The 20,117-nt window shown below is 63.3% G+C and carries 14 protein-coding genes; 8 read left to right on the top strand and 6 right to left on the bottom strand.

The annotated features are described in order from the left end of the window. Nucleotides 1-7 precede the first annotated feature (7 nt). The 4 genes from urtD to urtA all read right to left on the bottom strand — a co-directional run bounded on the left by urtD (nt 8) and on the right by urtA (nt 5,015). Entirely contained in the window at nt 8-772 is a 765-nt protein-coding gene (gene urtD, locus IB267_RS25790) for an urea ABC transporter ATP-binding protein UrtD (RefSeq protein ID WP_192450350.1), read from the bottom strand. Between the two features lie 4 nt (nt 773-776). Next, nucleotides 777-1,937 (bottom strand): urea ABC transporter permease subunit UrtC, encoded by a 1,161-nt coding sequence (gene urtC, locus IB267_RS25785; RefSeq protein WP_192450349.1) that lies wholly within the window; start codon nt 1,935-1,937, stop codon nt 777-779. After that, complete coding sequence (urtB, locus tag IB267_RS25780; RefSeq protein ID WP_192450347.1) at nt 1,934-3,550, bottom strand: urea ABC transporter permease subunit UrtB; 1,617 nt, start codon at nt 3,548-3,550, stop codon at nt 1,934-1,936. Before urtB ends, urtC begins: the two co-directional genes overlap by 4 nt. A gap of 172 nt (nt 3,551-3,722) precedes the next feature. Further along, nucleotides 3,723-5,015: an urea ABC transporter substrate-binding protein gene (urtA, locus tag IB267_RS25775; protein WP_192450345.1), complete on the bottom strand. Its 1,293-nt coding sequence runs from the start codon at nt 5,013-5,015 to the stop codon at nt 3,723-3,725. 325 nt (nt 5,016-5,340) lie between these two features. Between urtA and IB267_RS25770 the strand changes: the two genes are divergently transcribed. After that, complete coding sequence (locus IB267_RS25770) at nt 5,341-6,651, top strand: adenylate/guanylate cyclase domain-containing protein (RefSeq protein ID WP_192450343.1); 1,311 nt, start codon at nt 5,341-5,343, stop codon at nt 6,649-6,651. Here IB267_RS25770 and IB267_RS25765 read toward each other — a convergent pair. Next, nucleotides 6,638-8,572: a DUF5054 domain-containing protein gene (locus tag IB267_RS25765; protein ID WP_192450341.1), complete on the bottom strand. Its 1,935-nt coding sequence runs from the start codon at nt 8,570-8,572 to the stop codon at nt 6,638-6,640. The two genes, IB267_RS25770 and IB267_RS25765, sit on opposite strands and share 14 nt — an antisense overlap. An 11-nt stretch (nt 8,573-8,583) precedes the next feature. Beyond that, nucleotides 8,584-9,624 (bottom strand): LacI family DNA-binding transcriptional regulator, encoded by a 1,041-nt coding sequence (locus IB267_RS25760; RefSeq protein WP_029742798.1) that lies wholly within the window; start codon nt 9,622-9,624, stop codon nt 8,584-8,586. A 232-nt stretch (nt 9,625-9,856) separates the two neighbouring features. Here IB267_RS25760 and IB267_RS25755 point away from each other — a divergent pair, with 232 nt between their 5' ends. From IB267_RS25755 to IB267_RS25725, 7 genes are all read left to right on the top strand, one after another. Then, on the top strand, nt 9,857-11,218 hold the full coding sequence (locus tag IB267_RS25755; protein ID WP_192450340.1) for an extracellular solute-binding protein: 1,362 nt from the start codon (nt 9,857-9,859) through the stop codon (nt 11,216-11,218). A gap of 116 nt (nt 11,219-11,334) precedes the next feature. Further along, nucleotides 11,335-12,243 carry a carbohydrate ABC transporter permease gene (locus tag IB267_RS25750; protein ID WP_043617508.1) on the top strand — a complete coding sequence of 303 codons (909 nt, stop codon included), beginning with the start codon at nt 11,335-11,337 and terminating at the stop codon, nt 12,241-12,243. Further along, nucleotides 12,240-13,076: a carbohydrate ABC transporter permease gene (locus IB267_RS25745; protein ID WP_246810841.1), complete on the top strand. Its 837-nt coding sequence runs from the start codon at nt 12,240-12,242 to the stop codon at nt 13,074-13,076. The genes IB267_RS25750 and IB267_RS25745 overlap by 4 nt, the downstream gene beginning before the upstream one ends. 13 nt (nt 13,077-13,089) lie before the next feature. Further along, on the top strand, nt 13,090-14,193 hold the full coding sequence (locus IB267_RS25740; RefSeq protein WP_192450338.1) for an ABC transporter ATP-binding protein: 1,104 nt from the start codon (nt 13,090-13,092) through the stop codon (nt 14,191-14,193). Nucleotides 14,194-14,200: 7 nt separating this feature from the next. Continuing rightward, entirely contained in the window at nt 14,201-15,604 is a 1,404-nt protein-coding gene (locus tag IB267_RS25735; protein WP_192450336.1) for a CehA/McbA family metallohydrolase, read from the top strand. Nucleotides 15,605-15,801: 197 nt separating this feature from the next. Further along, complete coding sequence (locus IB267_RS25730; protein WP_192450334.1) at nt 15,802-19,188, top strand: ATP-binding protein; 3,387 nt, start codon at nt 15,802-15,804, stop codon at nt 19,186-19,188. Continuing rightward, on the top strand, nt 19,181-20,104 hold the full coding sequence (locus IB267_RS25725; RefSeq protein WP_192450332.1) for a response regulator transcription factor: 924 nt from the start codon (nt 19,181-19,183) through the stop codon (nt 20,102-20,104). Before IB267_RS25730 ends, IB267_RS25725 begins: the two co-directional genes overlap by 8 nt. Nucleotides 20,105-20,117 lie beyond the last annotated feature (13 nt).

Raw genomic sequence — 20,117 nt, 5'->3', positions numbered from 1 at the left:
TGAACCATCACCGGCCAAGATAGTTCTCGATCACTTTCGGATCGCTGCTGACGAAATCGATCGAGCCTTCCGCCAGCACCGCGCCTTCGGCAAGGCAAGTGACCTTGACCCCGAGTTCACGGATAAAGCCCATGTCGTGCTCGACGACGACGACGGAACGGGTCCTGGCGATCTCCTTCAACAGGACGGCCGTTTCCGCAGTTTCCGCATCCGTCATGCCGGCGACCGGTTCGTCGACCAACAGCAGCTCCGGCTCCTGCGCAAGCAGCATGCCGATCTCCAGCCATTGCTTCTGGCCGTGCGAAAGATTGGCGGCGAGATCGCCCCGACGCGAAGAGAGGCGGATGATGGCAAGGATCTCCTCGATCCGCGCCTTGTCCTCGGCCGTCACCCGATAGAAGAGCGTCGAAAACACACCGCGCTGGCGGTCGAGCGCAAGTTCGAGGTTGTCCCACACCGTGTGGCTTTCAAACACCGTCGGTTTCTGGAACTTGCGGCCGATGCCGAGCGAGGCGATCTCCGCCTCGTCCTTTTTCGTCAGGTCGATCTCGCCCTTGAAGAACACCTGTCCCTCGTCCGGCCGGGTCTTGCCGGTGATGATATCCATCATCGTCGTCTTGCCGGCGCCATTCGGGCCGATGATCGCTCGGAGTTCGCCGGGCTCGATAACGAAGGAGAGCGCATTCAACGCCTTGAAACCGTCGAAGGAGACGGAGACGCCGTCGAGATAGAGAAGGCTGGTCGGCTTGGTCTGCCCGATTGTCTGGTTCATGTGGTTACTCCGCCGCCATGGGTTCACCGGCCAGATTGTCCGGCGTTTCAGCTGCCCGCGCCTTGCGCTCCGCACGACGGCGGGCAAGGTAGCCGCCGGCCGTTCCGACGACGCCCTTCGGCAGGAACAGGGTGACGAGCACGAAGAGGCCGCCAAGCGCAAAAAGCCAGAATTCAGGAAACGCCGCGGTGAAGATGCTCTTGCCGCCATTGACGAGGATCGCGCCGACGATCGGGCCGATCAGCGTGCCGCGCCCGCCGACCGCCGTCCAGATCACCACCTCGATCGAATTTCCGGGCTCGAACTCGCCGGGATTGATGATACCGACCTGCGGCACATAGAGCGCGCCGGCAATACCGGCCATCATTGCCGAGACGGTGAAGGCGAAAAGCTTGATATGTTCGACCCGATAGCCGAGGAAGCGCGTTCGGCTTTCCGCGTCGCGGACTGCAACGAGCACCTTGCCGTACTTGGAACGCACGACCGCCGACGTCAGGATCAGGCAGAGCGCCAGCATCAGCGCCGAGGCAGCAAACAAGGCGGCGCGCGTGCCGTTAGCCTGGATGTTGAAGGCGAGGATATCCTTGAAGTCGGTCAGGCCGTTGTTGCCGCCGAAGCCCATGTCGTTGCGGAAGAAGGCGAGCAGCAGCGCGTACGTCATCGCCTGGGTAATGATCGAGAGATAGACGCCGTTGACGCGCGAGCGGAAGGCGAACCAGCCGAAAACGAAGGCGAGCAGCCCGGGCACCAGAACCACCATGAGGGCGGCGAACCAGAACATGTCGAAGCCGTGCCAGAACCACGGCAGTTCCTTCCAGTTGAGGAACACCATGAAATCCGGCAGCAGCGGATTGCCGTAGGAGCCGCGCGCGCCGATCTGGCGCATCAGATACATGCCCATGGCATAGCCGCCGAGCGCGAAGAAGGCTGCGTGCCCGAGCGAAAGGATGCCGCAGAAACCCCAGACGAGATCGAGCGCCAGCGCCAAAAGCGCGTAGGTCAGATACTTGCCGAACAGCGAGACCAGATAGGTCGGCACATGCAGCGGATGGTCGGGCGCGGTCAAGAGATTGAGCGCCGGGACGAGCATGGCGAAGCCGACAAGGATCGCCACGACCGCAAGGATGCTGCGGTCTGCTGATTTCATCAGAAACGAGGTGATCATGCTTCCACCGCCCTTCCCTTGAGTGCGAAGAGGCCGCGCGGTTTCTTCTGGATGAAGAGGATGATCAGCACCAGAACGAGGATCTTTCCGAGCACGGCGCCGGCATAGGGCTCGAGGAACTTGTTGAGGATGCCGAGCGAGAAGGCGCCGACGAGCGTGCCCCAGAGATTGCCGACACCACCGAAGACGACAACCATGAAGCTGTCGATGATGTAGCCCTGTCCGAGATTGGGCGAGACGTTGTCGATCTGCGAGAGCGCGACGCCAGCCATGCCGGCGATGCCGGAGCCGAGCGCGAAGGTCAGGGCATCGACGAGCGGCGTGCGAATACCCATGGAGGACGCCATGCGCCGGTTCTGGGTCACGGCCCGCATCCGAAGCCCCATCGGCGTCTTCTTCAGCAGGAACAGGAGGGCGGCGAATACCGCCAGCGCGAAGATGATGATCCAGAGGCGGTTCCAGGTGATCGTCAGCCCGCCGAGATCAAACGCGCCGGACATCCAGGAGGGATTGCCGACCTCGCGGTTGGTCGGCCCGAAGAGCGAACGCACCGACTGCTGCAGGATGAGCGAGATGCCCCAGGTTGCAAGCAGCGTCTCGAGCGGGCGGCCATAGAGAAAGCGGATGACGCCGCGCTCGATTGCAAGGCCCACCGCGCCGGTCACGAGAAAGGCAAGTGGCAGCGCGATCGCCAGCGACCAGTCGAAGAGGCCGGGATAGGCATTGCGTATGACTTCCTGCACGAGGAAGGTCGTGTAAGCGCCGAGCATGACCATCTCGCCATGGGCCATGTTGATGATCCCCATGACGCCGAAGGTGATGGCAAGGCCGATTGCCGCCAGCAAAAGGACGGAGCCGAGCGACAGCCCGTACCAGACGTTCTGCCCGGCGCCCCAGAAGGCCTGGGTCTGCTCGATCCGAGCGATCGCCGCCTCGATATCGGGTTTGAGGGAAACATCGGCAGTGGCGAGAGCAGAGGTCAGGACGGCTAGACCTTTGCGTCCGTTGCCTTCGGCAAGCAGCGCGATCGCCTGCCGCTTCTGATCGTCCGGGCGATCCGAGACGAGCAGCGTCACCGCGCGGGCCTCATCGAGAACCTTGCGCACAGTCCCGTCTTTCTCAGCCGCGATCGCCGTTTCGATCGCCTCGAGCGCATCGGCATTCGGCGTCTGCAGCATGGATTGCGCCGCCTTCATGCGCGCGCCGGTGTCTTCGCTGGAGAGCGTAAGGCCTCCGAGCGCGCTGCGAACGGCACGACGCACGGCGTTGTTGACCTTTACCTTCTGCATCGTCGCCTTCGGTGCAGTTCCGGAATCGGCGGCGCTCACGGGATCGACGAGCAACAGGTCCGCGCCCTGCGTCTTGACGAGGAAGACCTTGCCGTCGGACTTGCGCTGGTAAAGCTCGCCCTCGCCCAGGGCCTCAAGCACCGGAATGACCTTCGCGTCGCCGGTCTTGGCCAGCGCCGCTATGTGGTCGTCCATGTCGGAAAGTTTTGCGCTGCCCAGCTGGTCGATCAGCGGGCCGAGGTCCTCGGCTGCGCGGGCACCGACCACATGGGCGGATATCACCAGGCACAGCGCAACAAACAGGATCTGCAGAATTCGGTACATGGCCCCCTCGTCCGGGTCCGGTCATGCGGCGCATGCACAAACCCGTCATCGCCCCAGGCAGGCTCCCTTCGCTCGTGCGCGCCGCCGAACGAAGGGCATGCCTGTCTCAAGTTTTCGTCATGCAATCACTGTCCGGGCGGCAAGCCGCCCGGCCTTTGACTAGGTGATGAAATCAGGAGCCCTTGCCGCCGCACTTGCCGGTGGCAATGTTGAAGTTGCCGCAGGACATCGGTGCGCGCCAATCGGAGATCAGGTCCTTCGAGTCGGTCAGATAGTCGGACCATTCGTCGCCGACGACGAGGCCGGGCGTTTCCCAGACGGTCTCGAACTGGCCGTCGCCCTGGATCTCGCCGATCAGCACCGGCTTGGTGATGTGGTGGTTCGGCATCATCGTCGAATAGCCGCCCGAAAGATTGGGCACGGAGACGCCGATCATCGCGTCCAGAACCTTGTCCGTATCGGTCGTGCCAGCCTTCTCGACCGCCTTCAGCCACATGTTGAAGCCGATGTAATGCGCTTCCATCGGGTCGTTGGTCACGCGCTTGTCGTTCTTGGTGTAGGCTTTCCAGGTCTTGATGAATTCGGCGTTGGCCGGCGTGTCGACCGACTGGAAGTAGTTCCAGGCGGCGAGATGGCCAACGAGCGGGCCGGTATCGAGGCCGGCAAGCTCTTCTTCGCCGACCGAGAAGGCAACGACCGGGATGTCCTCGGCCTTGACGCCCTGGTTCGCCAGTTCCTTGTAGAACGGCACGTTGGCATCGCCGTTGATGGTCGAGACGACGGCGGTCTTCTTGCCGGCCGAGCCGAACTTCTTGATGTCGGAGACGATCGTCTGCCAGTCGGAATGACCGAACGGCGTGTAGTTGATCATGATGTCCTCGGGCTTCACGCCCTCGGCGATCAGATAGGCTTCGAGGATCTTGTTGGTCGTGCGCGGGTAGACATAATCGGTGCCTGCGAGCACCCAACGCTCGACGCTTTCGTTCTCCATCAGATAGTCGACGGCCGGGATCGCCTGCTGGTTCGGTGCAGCCCCTGTGTAGAAGACGTTGCGCTGGCTTTCCTCGCCCTCGTACTGGACGGGATAGAATAGGATCGAATTCAGCTCCTCGAACACCGGCAGAACCGACTTGCGCGAGACCGACGTCCAGCAACCGAAAACCGCCGAGACCTTGTCGACCGAGACCAGTTCGCGCGCCTTTTCGGCAAAGAGCGGCCAGTCGGACGCCGGGTCGACGACGACGGCCTCGAGCTTCTTGCCGAGCAGGCCGCCCTTCTTGTTCTGCTCGTCGATCAGCATCAGCATGGCGTCCTTCAGCGTCGTCTCGGAAATCGCCATGGTGCCGGAGAGCGAATGCAGGATGCCGACCTTGATCGTGTCGTCCGCGGCGAAGGCGCCGCTGAACGCCGTCGTCGACAGGATAGCGGCCAGGAATGCGCCGGTCACGCTTGCCTTGATAGTCATCTGATGGAACCCCTCTCGTTCTGGAGCAACTGGCCTTTCGGTGCTTCTAGCCGCTGCTTGATGGGATCATCGGACAGCCACGCTGCACTGCACATACGTCATTCTACGTAGGCGCCGGGGGCAAAGAGGAACGCGAGAGGTCGCCTCGTCGCGGGCAGTTGCATCGCAACGATGGCAGCGGCCTTGACCTTCCCAACGTTGGAAGCTCTAGAACCTAATCTGGCCGCAGGTCAGCGGGCGTTCGGCCACGCCACATATTCGACGCGAATCGACTGGTAGCAGAGCGGCTATCGCCGGCCGTTGACGTAGGGGAATGCCGAAAGACATGACGTCCTCACTTCATCCGCATTGGGATTCTGCCCGGGAGAAGCGTTCGCTCACCCTGCGCTTCGTTGCTTTCGCAATCCTGCTGGCAAGCCTGCTGCTCGGCGGCAATGCGGGTGCAGAACGCATGCACGCGGTCGTCGTCGTCAGCTATCTCGCCATCAGCGTGGCGTCGGTGGCGACGGCGCGTCATCTGCCCGGCCGCACCGCGCTGACGACCCTCTTCGTCGTTCTCGATGCGCTGTTGGTCGCGCTGCTGCTCTACGCCCATATCCTGGCCGGTCCGGTAACGGCCAACCACAATCTGACGACGACCAGCCTCGTCGTCGCCTTTATCCTGCTCGTCCATGTCGGCCTCAAGCTCGAGCGAGGCCTGGTCCTGCTCTTTTCCGCCATTGTGCTCCTATCCTGGGTAACGATGCTGGCCATGACTGCGGCAAGGCACGATGCGTCCGGTCCGCTTTCGCTGCTCGGAGCGTTCTTCAACCAGGATCTTGGTTTGACCGTGAGCTTCGGCTTCACCGCCTTTGCCATCTATCTTCTTGCGCGCGACCACGACCGGACGCGCAAGGAAGCGTTGAAGGCCGACCAGCGGCGGCAAAATCTCTCGCGCTTCTTCTCGCCGCTGGTTGTTTCCGCGCTTCAGGAGAAAGGCGATGTGCTCGGCCTGGAGCGGCGCAGCGCCGCAATCATGTTCGTGGACCTGCGCGATTTCACCAGCTTTGCCGAGGCGGCGCCGGCACCTGAGCTCGCCTTCGTGCTTGCCGAATACCGCCAGCTCGTCTCGCAGACGATCTTCGAACACGGCGGTACGGTCGACAAGTTCATCGGCGATGGCGTCATGGCGGTCTTCGGCCAGCCAAGGCCAAAGGAAGACGATGCCGACAGGGCGCTTGCCTGCGCACTCGATCTCGTCGACATCCTCACGGATTGGAAGAACCACAACGCGCGCAACAACCATCCGGCGCTCGATGCCGGCATCGGCTTGCACTACGGCACCGTCGTCGGCGGCGTTCTCGACAGCGGCTGCCACAGCGAATTCACCGTCATCGGCGATGCGGTCAACGTCGCCCAGCGCCTGGAATCCATGACCAAGACGCTGCAGGTGCCGCTCGTCGTCTCCGCCTCGCTGATGTGCCGGCTTCAAGGACCCGCACCGGAGGCCGCATGGATATCGCACGAGGCGGTCGTGCTGCCGGGTCGCCGCCTTCCGGTCGACATCTGGTGCCTCCAACGGGAGACGGGATCGGCTCACCCGAACGAAGACGAGCCCTCCACCACTCCGCAGTCGCTGACGATTACCGACCGCTGAAGCTGAGCTTGAAGCGCGTGGTGAAGTTGCCGCCCCACCACATGGGGAAGTTGGTGCCCCATTTGTTGTTGTGGATGTTGAAGCGGACGCCTGAGGAGTAGTCGGGCAAGTCCTTGCAGAAGGCCATGAACGGCCAGGACTGCGGCGCAACCAGCGGCGTGTCGAGATTTTCGACTAGCAGCTCTACACCCGCTTCCGTCTGCCCGCGAACAGCCGTGACCGCCTGCAGCTGCGCACCCCCCGCACGGGCAAAATTGTCGGTCGCATGCCAATGCCCCGTCTTGCGCACACCCCACGCGGAACGCCCCTCGGGCGTGAACGACAGGAAACTCGCTTCCGGCATACGGTTGGCGTTCTTGCCGTAAAGCGTCAGCCGGATGTCTAGGCCGTCCTTGCCAGCGGAAAAGTCGATGGCGATTTCGGCCGGCGCACCCAATTGCTCCACAGCCTCGATGGGCATTTCCCCGACAATCGATGTCGCCGTCGTACCCCGAAGCCTGGGCGCATAAGTCCGGGACCGGGCCTCGGCGACATTGGCAAGCCCGGGCTTGTCGTGATCAAGCACCGCCCAGTCCATCCATTGGGTCAGGTAAGTATCCATATGCCGCCGCACGTCGCCGGCATCGTAGCTTTCGTAGCGATAGGCGATCAGCGAACCATCGTCGCCACGGACCGTCCGGCCGTCGGGCGCGGTCAAGGCGGCGACATCCCCTGTGGCCGGATCGAGGTCGATGGTCCAGCCGCCCACCTTTAGCCGAGTGGCAGAATTCGCGGGTTCAGGACACGGTGGCGCGGCAAGCTCGACAAGCGCCGCTCCCGCACGCGCGGCATCTTCTCCGTCTAGTTCCGCCACTGCCTGTTCAAGGTAGGCCCGCTGCTCCGCCCAGGAGGCCTCGGTATAGTGGAAGCGCTGATCGGATTTCCGTGCCGCCTCGAAGGCGGGGCGTGCCCAGGCCTTTTCGTCGCGCAGGAAGGATTTGATGTCGACGCCGCAGGTGTGTTCGGCCACCAGCGCCAGCTTGCGGCCAAAGGCCTGGCGGCTTGCGGTCATCCGCTCACCGGCAAAGCGGTCGTAGAGCCGCTGCAGCGCCAGATAGCGGGCGATCTTTTCCGGATCGGTGCCGCTGCCGTGGATCCAGCTATCGCCGAGTTCCTTCTCGACGACCGGGAAACGCTCGCGCGCCGCCCACATCAGTTTGCCGTAGTCCTCCAGCGTCGCTGCGCGCACGGTTGCACCCGGCTCGTGTCTGAGGATTTCGCGATAGGCTTCGGCCGCCTGCGACACGCTCTGCGGGCCGATGTTGTCGCTGGTATGGGCGAAGCTCAGGCCATCGGAGAGACCCTCGGGGAAATAGGTCTCGCCATAGGAGCGCTGGTACATGACGACGATTTCCTCGCCGCCCGCCGCCCGCCAGCGGAAAATATCCGGGATTTCAGGCGGCGGCGAAGCGGAGTTCACGCCGATATGCAGGAAGCGCACGCCGGCTTCCGCGAGCAGCGGCACCATGCCGAGCGTATGGCCGGGCACGTCGGTCATCTTGGCGGCGATCGTCTTCAGGCCAAAGCGTTGGTCGAGTTCCTGCGCGTAGGAAAGCCCCGCCTTGAAAAGATCCGGCGACATCAGCTCCGTATGGGTGGTGAAGGGCAGCGCATGCCAGCGGATCAGGCCGCGCTCGATCGCTTGCTCCAGGCGGGCGACCTCCTCCTTCGAACGTGAATTCAGATGATCCCAGATCAGCCAGGCGCCGGTCGTCCAGATGAACTGCGGCTCGTCCGGGTTTTCGTTGAAAAAATGCGCGCCCGTCTCGATCGCCTGCGGGATGAAGCGCTCGTGATATTGCTTGCGGATCTTCTCGGCGTGATCGGTAAAGCCGATATCGAGATGGGTCTTGAAGACGACGTGAATGCGTTTTTCGGTCATGTTCGCTACCTTCAGCCGACGGTGCCCCGCACGATCAGGCGGGTGTTGAGTGTCTCGGTAAATGGCTCGGCATCGGGTGCCCGAAGCCGCATGAGGATGAGGCGGACGAGCGCACGCACGCGCTCTTCGAGGTCGATGCGCACGGTGGTGAGGTTGTAGCTCTTCCAGTGCGCCTGCGGGATGTCGTCGAAACCGACGACCTTGACGTCCTCTGGCACCGAAAGCCCGAGTTCGTGGCGGAGCGCGTCGATCGCACCGAAGGCGCCGACGTCGTTGGCCGCGAAGATCGCATCGGCGCCCTCGCCGATCCTGAAGAGATCGAGCGTCGCCTGGTAGGCGGTGTCGTAGGTGTAGTCGCCGGCAAGGACGATCGGCGCGTCCATGCCGCGTTCGGCCAGCGTCTCCTTCAGCGTGCGCTCGCGCTCGGCATTGGCAAGCGACTGCGCCTTGCCGCCGAGATAGGCGATGCGTCGCGCGCCATAGCCCTGAAGCAGGGCCACGGCCTGCTCGATGCCGTTCTTCTGCCGCACGAGCAGGCGGTCATAGAGCGTGCCGGAGGCAGCCCCTGCAAACTGCTTCACGTCGTCGTAGATCACGTAGATCGGCACGGCGCGGTCCAGAAAGCCGCAGAGCACGTCGGGCAGGATGTTCTCGGTAAAGGCGATCACCGAATCCGGATTGAAGCCGCGCATATAGGTGAGCAGGCGCGGATCCATGCTGAAATCGGCCTTGGCCTTGAAGAGCAGCGTGGCGAAGCCTTCCGCCTGCAGCGCCGTCGTCAACGCGTCGATTTCCTGGCTCTCCCAGGGGCTGCAGACGTCGGGCACGATCATGCCGACGAGATGCGAGCGGCCGGTCACCAGCGATCGCGCCGCCATGTCGGGCGTGTAGTTGAGCTCCCGCGCCACCTGCAGGATGCGGTCGCGTTTCTCCGGCTTCAGTGAAGCATTCGGGTTGAAGGCCCGCGAGACCGCCACGCGGGAAACATTGGCCTCGCGCGCCACCTGGTCGGCGGTGGCTCGGGCAGCTTTCTTGTCGGCGCGCTCGTTCATCGATCCGTCACAAAATGAAAACGTGTTCATTCGCAGAAGAAAGCAACACAGCGATTTCGTCAAGTGGAATAGGTATTCCGTCAATTTTTGCGCCTGGAACACATGATCCGTGTTGACAAAAATGAAAGCGTGTTCATTCTTGACCGTCGTCGGGACGCCGGACCTGGAGGAGGGACGGACTGTCGCAGCCAGACACATAGGTCCTTGAGAGGATCGACCGGGAGGAGAAAACATGCGTACCAGGTTTCATTCCCTATTGCTCGGCGCAGCCGCGGCCATTGCCTTTGCAGCACCCGTGAGCGCCACCGAACTCAACATTACCTGCCGCTGCATCATCGGCGGCGTAAACAGCGGCATGGCCGAGTGGATCGAAAAGAAGGTCATTCCGGCCTTTACCGAGAAGATGAAGGGCGAAGGCAAGGACGTCACCGTCAAGCTCACCCAGTTCGGCGGTGAGGACGAGCAGCTGACGCAGCAGCTCGCGCTCGATTTCTCCACCGGCGCCGGCCCTGATGTCTCCGGCTTCGACGGCTTCCTGATCCCGAGCTTCGTCCAGGGCAATCTCCTGAAGTCGCTTGAGGAAGTGGCCGGCCCAGACGTTCCGAAATGGGAAGGCTGGCAGCATATTTCCGACGGCACCAAGGCGCTAATGAGCTACCAGGGCAAGCCCTATGGCATCGCGCTTGGCACCGACGCCCGCATGATCTTCGTGCGCAAGGACCTGTTCAAATCGGCCGGCCTCGATGCCGACAGCTGGCAGCCGAAGTCCTGGGACGAGTTGCTCGACGCCGCCCGCAAGATCAAGGCGGCGGCCCCTGACAGCTTCCCGCTGCAGCTCAATGCCGGTGTCTCCATGGGCGAGGCGACGACGATGCAGGGCTACTGGATGGCGCTGCTCGGCACCGGCGAACAGGTCACCGACGACAGCGGCAAATACATCGTTTCGAGCCAGGGCATTCTCGACACGCTGAAGCTCTACAAGACCATCTATGTCGACGACAAGCTCGGCGACCAGCGCGCGCAGTTGCTGGCCGACGGCCGCAACCGGACCTTCGCCAATTTCCGCGACGGCAAGACGGCGATGCTCATCGAGGGCGACTGGTTCTATCGCTCGGTGACAGCGCCCGGCGCCGAATTCGCCGTCGCCGATCGCGACAACACCATGACCTGGAAGAAGATGCCGGCCGCGGCACCGGGTAAGGGCCTGCGCGGCCAGGACTTCGTCACCATGTCCGGCGGCACTGGCTTCGTCATCAATCCGCATACGGACGCGCCTGCCGAATCCTGGGCGCTGCTCTCCTTCATGAACAGCAAGGAGCAGCTCGACGCGTTCCAGGAAATCCAGCCGGCCATCCGCATCCGCGACGACGTGGCGATCCCGAACTCGCCGTTCCTGACGGAAACGGCAACGACCCTGCTGCCGATCACCACGGCCCGCCCGAACGACGCCAACTACAACAAGGTCTCGACCGAGATCCAGCGCATGACCGAAAGCGTCGTCTCCGGCGAGCTTTCGCCCGAGGACGCAATGGCCCAGTACAAGGCAGCCGTGATCGCCATCGTCGGCGAGGAAAACACCGTCAGCACGCTCTAGCGCCGATGCGGGATGCGACCGCAACGCGGCCCTCATCCCGCTTCGATCCAACGACAGAGCGCCCGGCTGCCATCCGTGGCCGGGCTTCCGATCCAGGATATGGGCATGAAACGCGCATGAAGAAATTCTCCCTGCTTTCGACGCGCGCCGGCGCGCTTTTCCTGGCGCCGGCGTCGGCCCTCGTCGGGGTCTTCGTCATCATTCCCTTCTTCTGGGTGATCTTCGTTTCCTTCACCAACCGCACGCTGCTCGGGCGCACGGCCGTCGATCCCGATTTCGTCGGCCTGCAGAACTATTTCGCACTTTTCAATCCCGCGACCTTCTTTACCCGCGGCCAGTTCGGCTTTTCGCTGATCCTGACGATCCAGTTCGTGCTGCTCTCGGCCCTGATCGGCCAGGCGCTGCTCGGCCTGCTGCTCGCCTGGCTCAGCCAGACAGTCACGCCGACGCTCAAGTCCTTCCTGCAAACCGCCGTCATCGCCGCCTGGATCCTGCCGGAGGTGGTGATCGGCTTCGCCTGGTTCGCCTTCCTCGACTACGACAACGGCACGCTCAACATGATCCTGCGCGGTCTCGGCCTGCCGCCCGGCGACTGGCTGTTGCAGCAGCCCTTCTGGGTGATCGTCTTCTTCAACACCTGGCGGGGCGCCGCCTTCTCGATGATGCTGTTCAACTCGGCCTTCCAGTCGATCCCGCCGAGTTATTTCCAGGCGGCAGATGTGGCCGGCGCCACCTCCTGGCAGAAGCTTCGCGACATTGCGCTGCCGCTGATCCGCGGCCATGTCGTGACCGACCTGATCCTCATCACCATGTGGACCTTCAACGTCTTCACGCCGTTCCTGCTCACCCACGGCGGGCCGTCCTATCGCACCGAGATCCTCTCGATCTACACCTACCGCATCGCGTTCAAGGATTTCGAGTTCGGCAAGGGCGCTGCCGTCGGCGTCGTCATCATGCTGATCAACCTGGCATTCGCCCTCGTCTATCTTCGGCTTGCCCACAAGAAGCCGGTGGAGGCGGAATGATGCAGAAGAAAACCCAGAACATCTTCGTGCGGCGCACGATCTTTGCGGCCGCCGCCACTTTCCTCGGCACTGTCTTTGCGCTGCCGCTCGTCTGGTTCATCTTCGCACCGTTCAACGCCCGTGCCGAACTCGGGCTCGCGATCCCCTCGCCCTTCACGCTCTCGAACTTCGCCACCGTCTTCCAGAACACGTTTGCGATGCAGGCACTGCTGAACAGCCTGATCCAGGCGGCAGGCGGCGTGTTGCTGGTCGGCGCGGCGGCGACGCTTGCCGCCTATGCCCTCTCGCGCTCGCCGATCCCCGGCAAGGGTGCCGTCACCTATATCCTGCTGCTCTTCTCGTCGGTCGTTTCAGGCTCGGCGGCGATGGTGCCGATCTTCCTGATCATCTCGGCGGCAGGCCTGATCGATACCCATCTCGCCGTCATCCTCGTCTTTGCCGGCGGGCTCCTGCCGACGGCGATGTTCATTCTGCGCGATTTCATCGACGCCATCCCGCGCTCCTATGAAGAGAGCGCCATGGTCGCCGGCGCCTCGCCGCTGCAGGCCTTCTTCGACGTGGCGCTGCCGGTTATCCGGCCGGGCATCGTCGTGGTCGTCGTCTGGGCCTTCGTCAACATCTGGGGCAGCTTCCTCATCCCCTTCATCCTGCTGCGCAGCGACAAGCTGATGCCGGCGTCGGTCGCCATCTATTCCTTCTATTCGGAGGCCGGCACGCCGATCGTCACGCTGCTCGCCGCCTATTCGCTGATCTACTCCCTGCCCGTCATCGCCCTCTATCTCTTCGTGAATTGGAAATTCGGTTTCCGGTTCTTCGGTGGCATCAAGTCGTAATCGGAAATCTGTCATGGCCTCTGTCGAATTCCAGAACATCTCCAAGACCTTCGGCGCCTTCGTCGCCGTGCCCGACATCAGCTTCCAGATCGCCGATGGCGAATTCATCTGCCTGCTCGGCCCGTCGGGCTGCGGCAAGACAACCAGCCTCCGCATGATCGCAGGTCTAGAAACCCCGACCTCTGGCCGAGTGATGATCGGCGGACGCGACGTGACCTACCTGCATCCGAAGGACCGCGGCATATCCATGGTCTTCCAGGACTATGCGCTCTACCCGCACATGAACATCGCCGACAACATCGCTTACCCCTTGAAAGTGCGCGGCGAGCAGGAAACCAAGCGCCACGCCCGGGCCAAGGAAGTCGCCGATGTCCTGAAGATCGGCGACTTGATGAAGCGCCTGCCAAGCCAGATCTCCGGCGGCCAGCAACAGCGGACGTCGTTGGCGCGTGCGCTCGTCTATCCGAGCGAGGTCTATCTTTTCGACGAGCCGCTTTCGAACCTCGACGCCAAGCTCCGGCTCGAAGCGCGCGGCTTCCTCAACCACCTGCAGCGCGACATGGGCATGACCGCCGTCTACGTCACCCACGATCAGGCCGAGGCCATGGCGCTTGCGACCCGTATCGCCGTCATGGACAAGGGCCGGATCGTTCAGTTCGCCCCGCCAATCGAGATCTACCGCCGACCGGCAACCACCTTCGTCGCCAACTTCGTCGGCAATCCGCCGATGAACCTGGTACCGGTCGAAGCATCGATCGGCGAGGGCGCCCTCCACCTCGGCGCCGACGGCCTTCAGCTTGCGCCGATCCCCCTCACCGAGGCCGTCGTCAAGGCGGCAAAATCAGGCAAGATGACGCTCGGCGTCCGCCCCGAACATCTGCGCATTGCTGCCGCGGGTGACCCGAACGTGGTCTCCGGCGCACTCTTCGCCAACGAGAACATGGGACCGGAGAGCCTCGTCACGTTCGAACGCGGCGACAACGGTCGCGTCACCGCGCGCATTTTTACAGACGACGAGATCAAGGTCGGAACATCAGTCCATCTCGCCTTCGACGCCAGGCACATCACCCTCTTCGACGACAGCGGCGCGCGTATTCCCGCCGCCGACGAGTGCTGAGGCCGCCATGCAGGAATTTTCCGTGCGGATCACCCGGCAGCATCAGGCGGCCGATCCCTATTTCTACATGCCCTTCGAGGTGCCCGATGGGGTGACGCGCATCGACGCCACGCTAAGCTATCCGAAGGCGGAAGATTGCATCATCGATCTCGGCGCGCTCGATCCGCGGGCGACCGACTACCCGACCAGCCAAGGCTTTCGCGGCTGGAGCGGCGGGGCGCGCGACCGCTTCTTCATCGCCACCGATGACGCAACACCCGGCTACATTCACGGCCAGATACCGCCCGGCCGGTGGAAGGTGATGCTCGGTCTCTACAAAATCCCCGATGACGGCGCCGACATCCGCGTGATGGTCGACTTCGACAAGAGCCCGCGTCCGATTGCTCCGCAACCGGAAAGAACCTTCCCCGTGCGCAGACAGGCCGGCTGGTATCGCGGCGACCTGCACTGCCACACCTTCCACTCGGATGCGGCCGGCTCGCCCGAATTGTTGCACGCCGCCGCCAAACAGGCGGGGCTCGATTTTCTTGCGGTTGCCGACCACAACACCATCACCCAGCGGCGCTATTTTCACCCGCATTCCTCCGCCGACCTCGTCTTCGTCCGTGCCATGGAAATTACCACCGCGGTCGGCCACGCCAATGTCTTCGGCGTCGACGACTGGATCGATTTCCGCATGACGAAACCCGAGCACGCCCACACACTCGCGCGCCTGGTGCACGAAAGCGACGGCCTGATCTCGGTCAATCACGACAAGCCGACTATCCCCTGGGACTACGACCTGCCCGAAATCGACTGCATGGAGGTCTGGCAGTCCCATTGGCTGGCGTGGAACTGGGTGTCACTCGAGCGCTACCAGCAGCGCCTCGCCTCCGGCCTGAAGATCTCGGCGATCGGCGGCAGCGATTTCCATCAGCCGGCGCGGCTGATGCCCGAGGGACCGCTGGTTCTTGCTCGGCCGACGACGGTTCTCTATCTCAACGAGCTTTCCGAAGACGCCGTGCTCGGGGCCATGAAATCAGGCCATGGCTATGTCACGGAAAGCCCAACCGGGCCGCATCTGGAACTCGTTGCCAACGGCCAGCCGATGGGATCGACGGTAGCTGGCCCGGTGGCTGCAGAGGCTTTGGTTCGCGGCGCCGTCGGCGACAGGCTGCTGTGGCTCGACGCCTCGGGCATTGTCAGCGAACAGGTGATCGAAGCCGACGATTGGACCGGCCACTATGCCGGTTCGCCCGATCGCTTCCTGCGGACCGAAATCGTCGCCGTCGCAAGCAGCGAGACGATCGTTGCCGAGTTCCGCGACGCATTCGCCGGCAAAAGCCTACCCTGGCAGCTTTCCGAGGAGGATATCGCCCGCCAGACGATCCGCCGGGCGATCAGCAACCCAATCTATTGCCGCGCGGGCTGACGCACGCTTCCTGCTCTCGTTTGAATTGGTTTCCATGGCATCAGCTACCGCCTGCCGTCCGTTGACCTATGGTCATTGGGAACGGGCCGCCCCAGTTTGCCCTTCCCGCAAATTTTTCGTTTGCAGCAATTTTAAGCAGAAATCTTCCGTGCTAAGAAAAGAGGCATAAGTTCCCTCGACGGCACGTTAGGACCCCCATGGCGGCACGCCAGCGCATCATTCCCATAAGGCGGGAATACAATCGTTGGGTCGCCAACCAGACGCTCGAGGACTATGCGCTGCGCTTCACCGCCAAGAGCGCCCGACGGTTTTCCTCCGAGCGCATTTCGCAGACGGCCATCGGCGCGATCTCGTTTCTGGCGCTGGAAGCGATCGGCGGCGCCATCACCATGTCCTACGGCACCACCAACGCCATCGTCGCGATCCTGGTCGCCAGCCTGATGATCCTGACCGTCGGGCTGCCGATCAGCCGCTACGCCATCCGCCACGGCGTCGACATCGATCTGCTCACTCGTGGTGCCAGCTTCGGCTATATCGGCTCGACGGTGACCTCGCTGATTTATGCCAGCTTCACCTTCATCCTCTTTGCGATCGAGGCCTCGATCATGTCCGGCGCGCTCGAACTGGCGCTCGGGATTCCCTTGTGGATCGGCTACATCCTGAGCGCCGTCGTCGTCATCCCACTCGTCACCCACGGCGTGCGGCTGATCAGCAAGTTCCAGCTGATCACGCAGCCCTTCTGGATCGTGCTCAACGTCCTGCCCTTCGTCTTCATCGCCTTCGCCGATTGGGAGAAGGTCGGCGCCTGGCTTGCCTATGCGGGCATGCATCACGCTTCAGGGCCGCCCGGCACCTTCGCGCCGTTCGATCTCGTCGAGTTCGGCGCGGCATCGGCCGTCATCTTCGCGCTGATGGCGCAGATCGGAGAGCAGGTCGACTTCCTGCGCTTCCTGCCGCCCGATGGTCAGCGCAAGCTGCATCATCGCATCGCCGTCTTCCTCGCCGGCTCTGGCTGGGTGATCGTCGGCGCGCCGAAATTGCTTGCAGGCTCCTTCCTGGTGGTGCTGGCGCTTTCGGCCGGCGTGCCTTCGACCCGGGCCGCCGATCCAGCGCAGATGTACTACACCGCCTTCGGCTACATGATCCCCTCCGATACGGCAGCACTGCTGCTGATGGTCGCCTTCGTCGTCGTGTCGCAGTTGAAGATCAACGTCATGAACGCCTATGCTGGGTCGCTCGCCTGGTCGAACTTCTTCTCGCGGCTGACCCACAGCCACCCGGGCCGCGTCGTCTGGCTGGTGTTCAACGTCGCGATCGCGCTTCTGTTGATGGAACTCGGCATCTACCGGCTGCTCGAAGAAACGCTCGGCGTCTTCTCGATCATCGCCATGGCCTGGCTCTGCACCATTTCGGCCGACCTCTTCGTCAACAAGCCGCTTGGCCTGTCGCCGCCGGGCATCGAGTTCAAGCGCGCCCATCTCTATGACATCAACCCTGTCGGCCTCGGCGCCATGGCGATCTCGGCGACGGTGGCACTGACGGCGCATTTCGGCGCCTTCGGCGAAATCGCTGCCTCGCTTGCGCCCTACATCGCACTGGTCGCCGCCTTCCTCGCCTCGCCTGCGATCGCCTGGGCGACCGACGGCAAGTTCTACCTTGCCCGCAAACCGCGCCGAAGCTGGGCCAACCGGACGGACATCACCTGCTCGATCTGCGAGCACCCGTTCGAGCCGGAGGACATGGCCTGGTGTCCTGCCTATGTGGCGCCGATCTGTTCGCTCTGCTGCTCGCTCGATAGCCGCTGCCACGACATGTGCAAGCCGAAGGCGCGCTACAACGCTCAGGTCGCGACCGTTGCCAACACGCTGCTTCCGCGCTCCGTCACGGAAAAGCTCGCGACGCGGCTCGGCCGCTACGCCATCTCTGCAGTGGTGTCGATCGCCGGTATCGGCCTCATCCTCGCAATGATCGCGCATCAGACCGCCGGCACATCCCCGGAGGTCGCGGCGGTCGTCGAGCGCACCGTAACCGTGGTTTTCTTCGTCTTTGCGGTGCTCGCCGGTATCGTCTCGTGGTTCTACGTGCTTGCCCATGACAGCCGCGTGGTCGCCGAAGAAGAATCCTCCCGGCAGAATACGTTGCTCCTGAAGGAAATCGCCGCCCACAAGAAGACCGACGCTGCCCTGCAGCAGGCAAAGGAAACGGCTGAGGCCGCCAACCGCGCCAAGAGCCGCTACGTCGTCGGCCTCAGCCATGAGCTTCGAACGCCGCTCAACGCCGTGCTCGGCTACGCCCAGGTGCTGGAGCGCGACGAGACGATCCCGCCGGCGCGCCAGGGCGCGATCAAGGTGATCAAGCGCAGTGCCGATCATCTTTCCGGCCTGATCGACGGACTGCTGGACATTTCGAAGATCGAGGCCGGCAAGCTGCAGGTCTATTCCAACGAGATCAACATTCACGATTTCCTCGACCAGATCGTCGAGATGTTCCGGCCGCAGGCGTTGGCCAAGGGCATCAGCTTCGAGCACGAGCGCGCCGCCAGCCTGCCGCGCTATGTAAAGACCGACGAGAAACGCCTGCGCCAGATCCTCGTCAACCTCCTTTCCAACGCACTGAAGTTCACCGAGCGCGGCGGCATCCGTCTGGATGTCGCCTATCGCAGTCAGGTCGCGACCTTCACGATTGCCGACAGCGGCCGCGGCATCGGCGACAAGGACCTGCCGCGCATCTTCGATCCCTTCCAGCGCGGCGAGGCCGAACATCAAGGCAGCATGCCGGGCCTCGGCCTCGGCCTCACGATCACGCGGCTTTTGACGCAGACGCTTGGCGGCGAAATTTCAGTCACCAGTGCGCTGGGGCAAGGCACCAGCTTCCGGGTACGGCTGATGCTGTCGGCGGTCGATCGTGCGCTACCTCCCGCAGCCCCGCGCCGCATCACCTCCTATCTCGGCCCGCGCCGCACCATCATCGTCGTCGACGACAATGCCGACCATCGTGACCTCATGCGTGAGATCCTCGTGCCGATGGACTTCACAGTGCTGACCGCCGCGTCCGGAGCCGATTGCCTGGCGCTGCTTCAAGACCTCGGCGCGGACCTCTTCCTCATCGATATCTCGATGCCGGGCATGAGCGGCTGGGAGCTTGTCGACCGGCTGCGCCAGGGCGGACAGGTCGCGCCGATCATCATGTTGTCGGCCAATATCGGCGACGGTTCGGCGACCGGAGCGTTCCGCGGCCACAGCGACACGCTCGCCAAGCCCTTCCCCGTCGGCCAACTCGCCGACAAGCTCGCCGTGCACCTTGGCCTCACCTGGGTTCACGAGGGAGAGGAGAAGCAAGCCGGCCCGGCACCGGCCACAAAACCGCTGATGCGCCCCGACGCCTTCCACGTCGAAGAGCTGATCCGCCTTGGAGAGATCGGCTATGTCAGGGGCATCGAGGCCAAGCTGACGGAGATTGCCCTGCAGCCCGAACACCAGCCCTTCGCCGAGGCCGCCCGCGCCTATGTGCAGGCCTTCGACCTCTCGGGCTACGACGCTTTCCTCAAGAACAACGCGGCCAACGGAGACAACGCCCATGGCTGAAACCAATGACCGCCGCGACATCGTGCTTCTCGTCGACGATTCCCCGGAGGCGCTCGGCTTCCTGACGGAAGCGCTGGAACAATCCGGCTTTTCCGTGCTGATCGCGACCTCCGGCAACGCTGCCCTTTCGATTGCCGAGCGCATCACGCCCGACGTCATCCTGCTCGATGCCGTCATGCCCGGCATCGACGGCTTCGAGACCTGCCGCCGCCTCAAGGGCAACGCCGCCGTCGGCCAGACGCCGGTGCTGTTCATGACCGGGTTGACAGAGACCGAACACGTGGTGCGCGCACTCGAGGCCGGCGGCGTCGACTATCTGACCAAGCCGATCAACATCGATGAGTTGAGGGCGCGCATCCGCGTCCATCTCTCCAATGCCCGCTCGGCGCAGAGCGCAAGGGTCGCACTCGACGCGGCCGGCCGCCATCTGCTCGCGGTGCGCAGCGACGGAAGCGTCTGCTGGTCGACGCCGCAGGCAACGCGTCTCGTCAACGCCGCAACCGGCCGCGACGATGGCATGGCAATCGTCACCCGGCGCATCGCGGGCTGGATGGCAACCCGCCTGCGCGCCAGCGCGCCCGAAGACGGCAGTTTCACGCTCGACCAGCCCGAGCAGTCGTCGCTGCAGATATCCTTCCTCGGCTCGATCGGCCCGAATGAACACCTCTTCCGTCTCACGGCCGAAAATCGTCGCTCAGACGATGCGGTGTTGCGTCAGCACTTCGCTTTGACCCCCAGGGAAGCGGAGGTGCTGCTTTGGATCGCCAAGGGCAAGGCGAACCGCGACATCGGCGAGATCCTGGGCTTGAGTGCACGTACGGTCACCAAGCATCTGGAGCAGATTTATGTGAAGCTCGGCGTCGAGAACCGGGCGTCCGCCGCGGTGAAAGCCACGCAAGTTCTGCACGGAATATGACGCCGCGAACGGA

It is taken from the genome of Ensifer sp. ENS09 (genome assembly GCF_014852425.1).
Lineage (GTDB): Bacteria > Pseudomonadota > Alphaproteobacteria > Rhizobiales > Rhizobiaceae > Ensifer.
The sequence above is the reverse complement of the archived record's forward strand: the minus strand, read 5'-3'. Positions and strand labels throughout refer to the sequence as shown.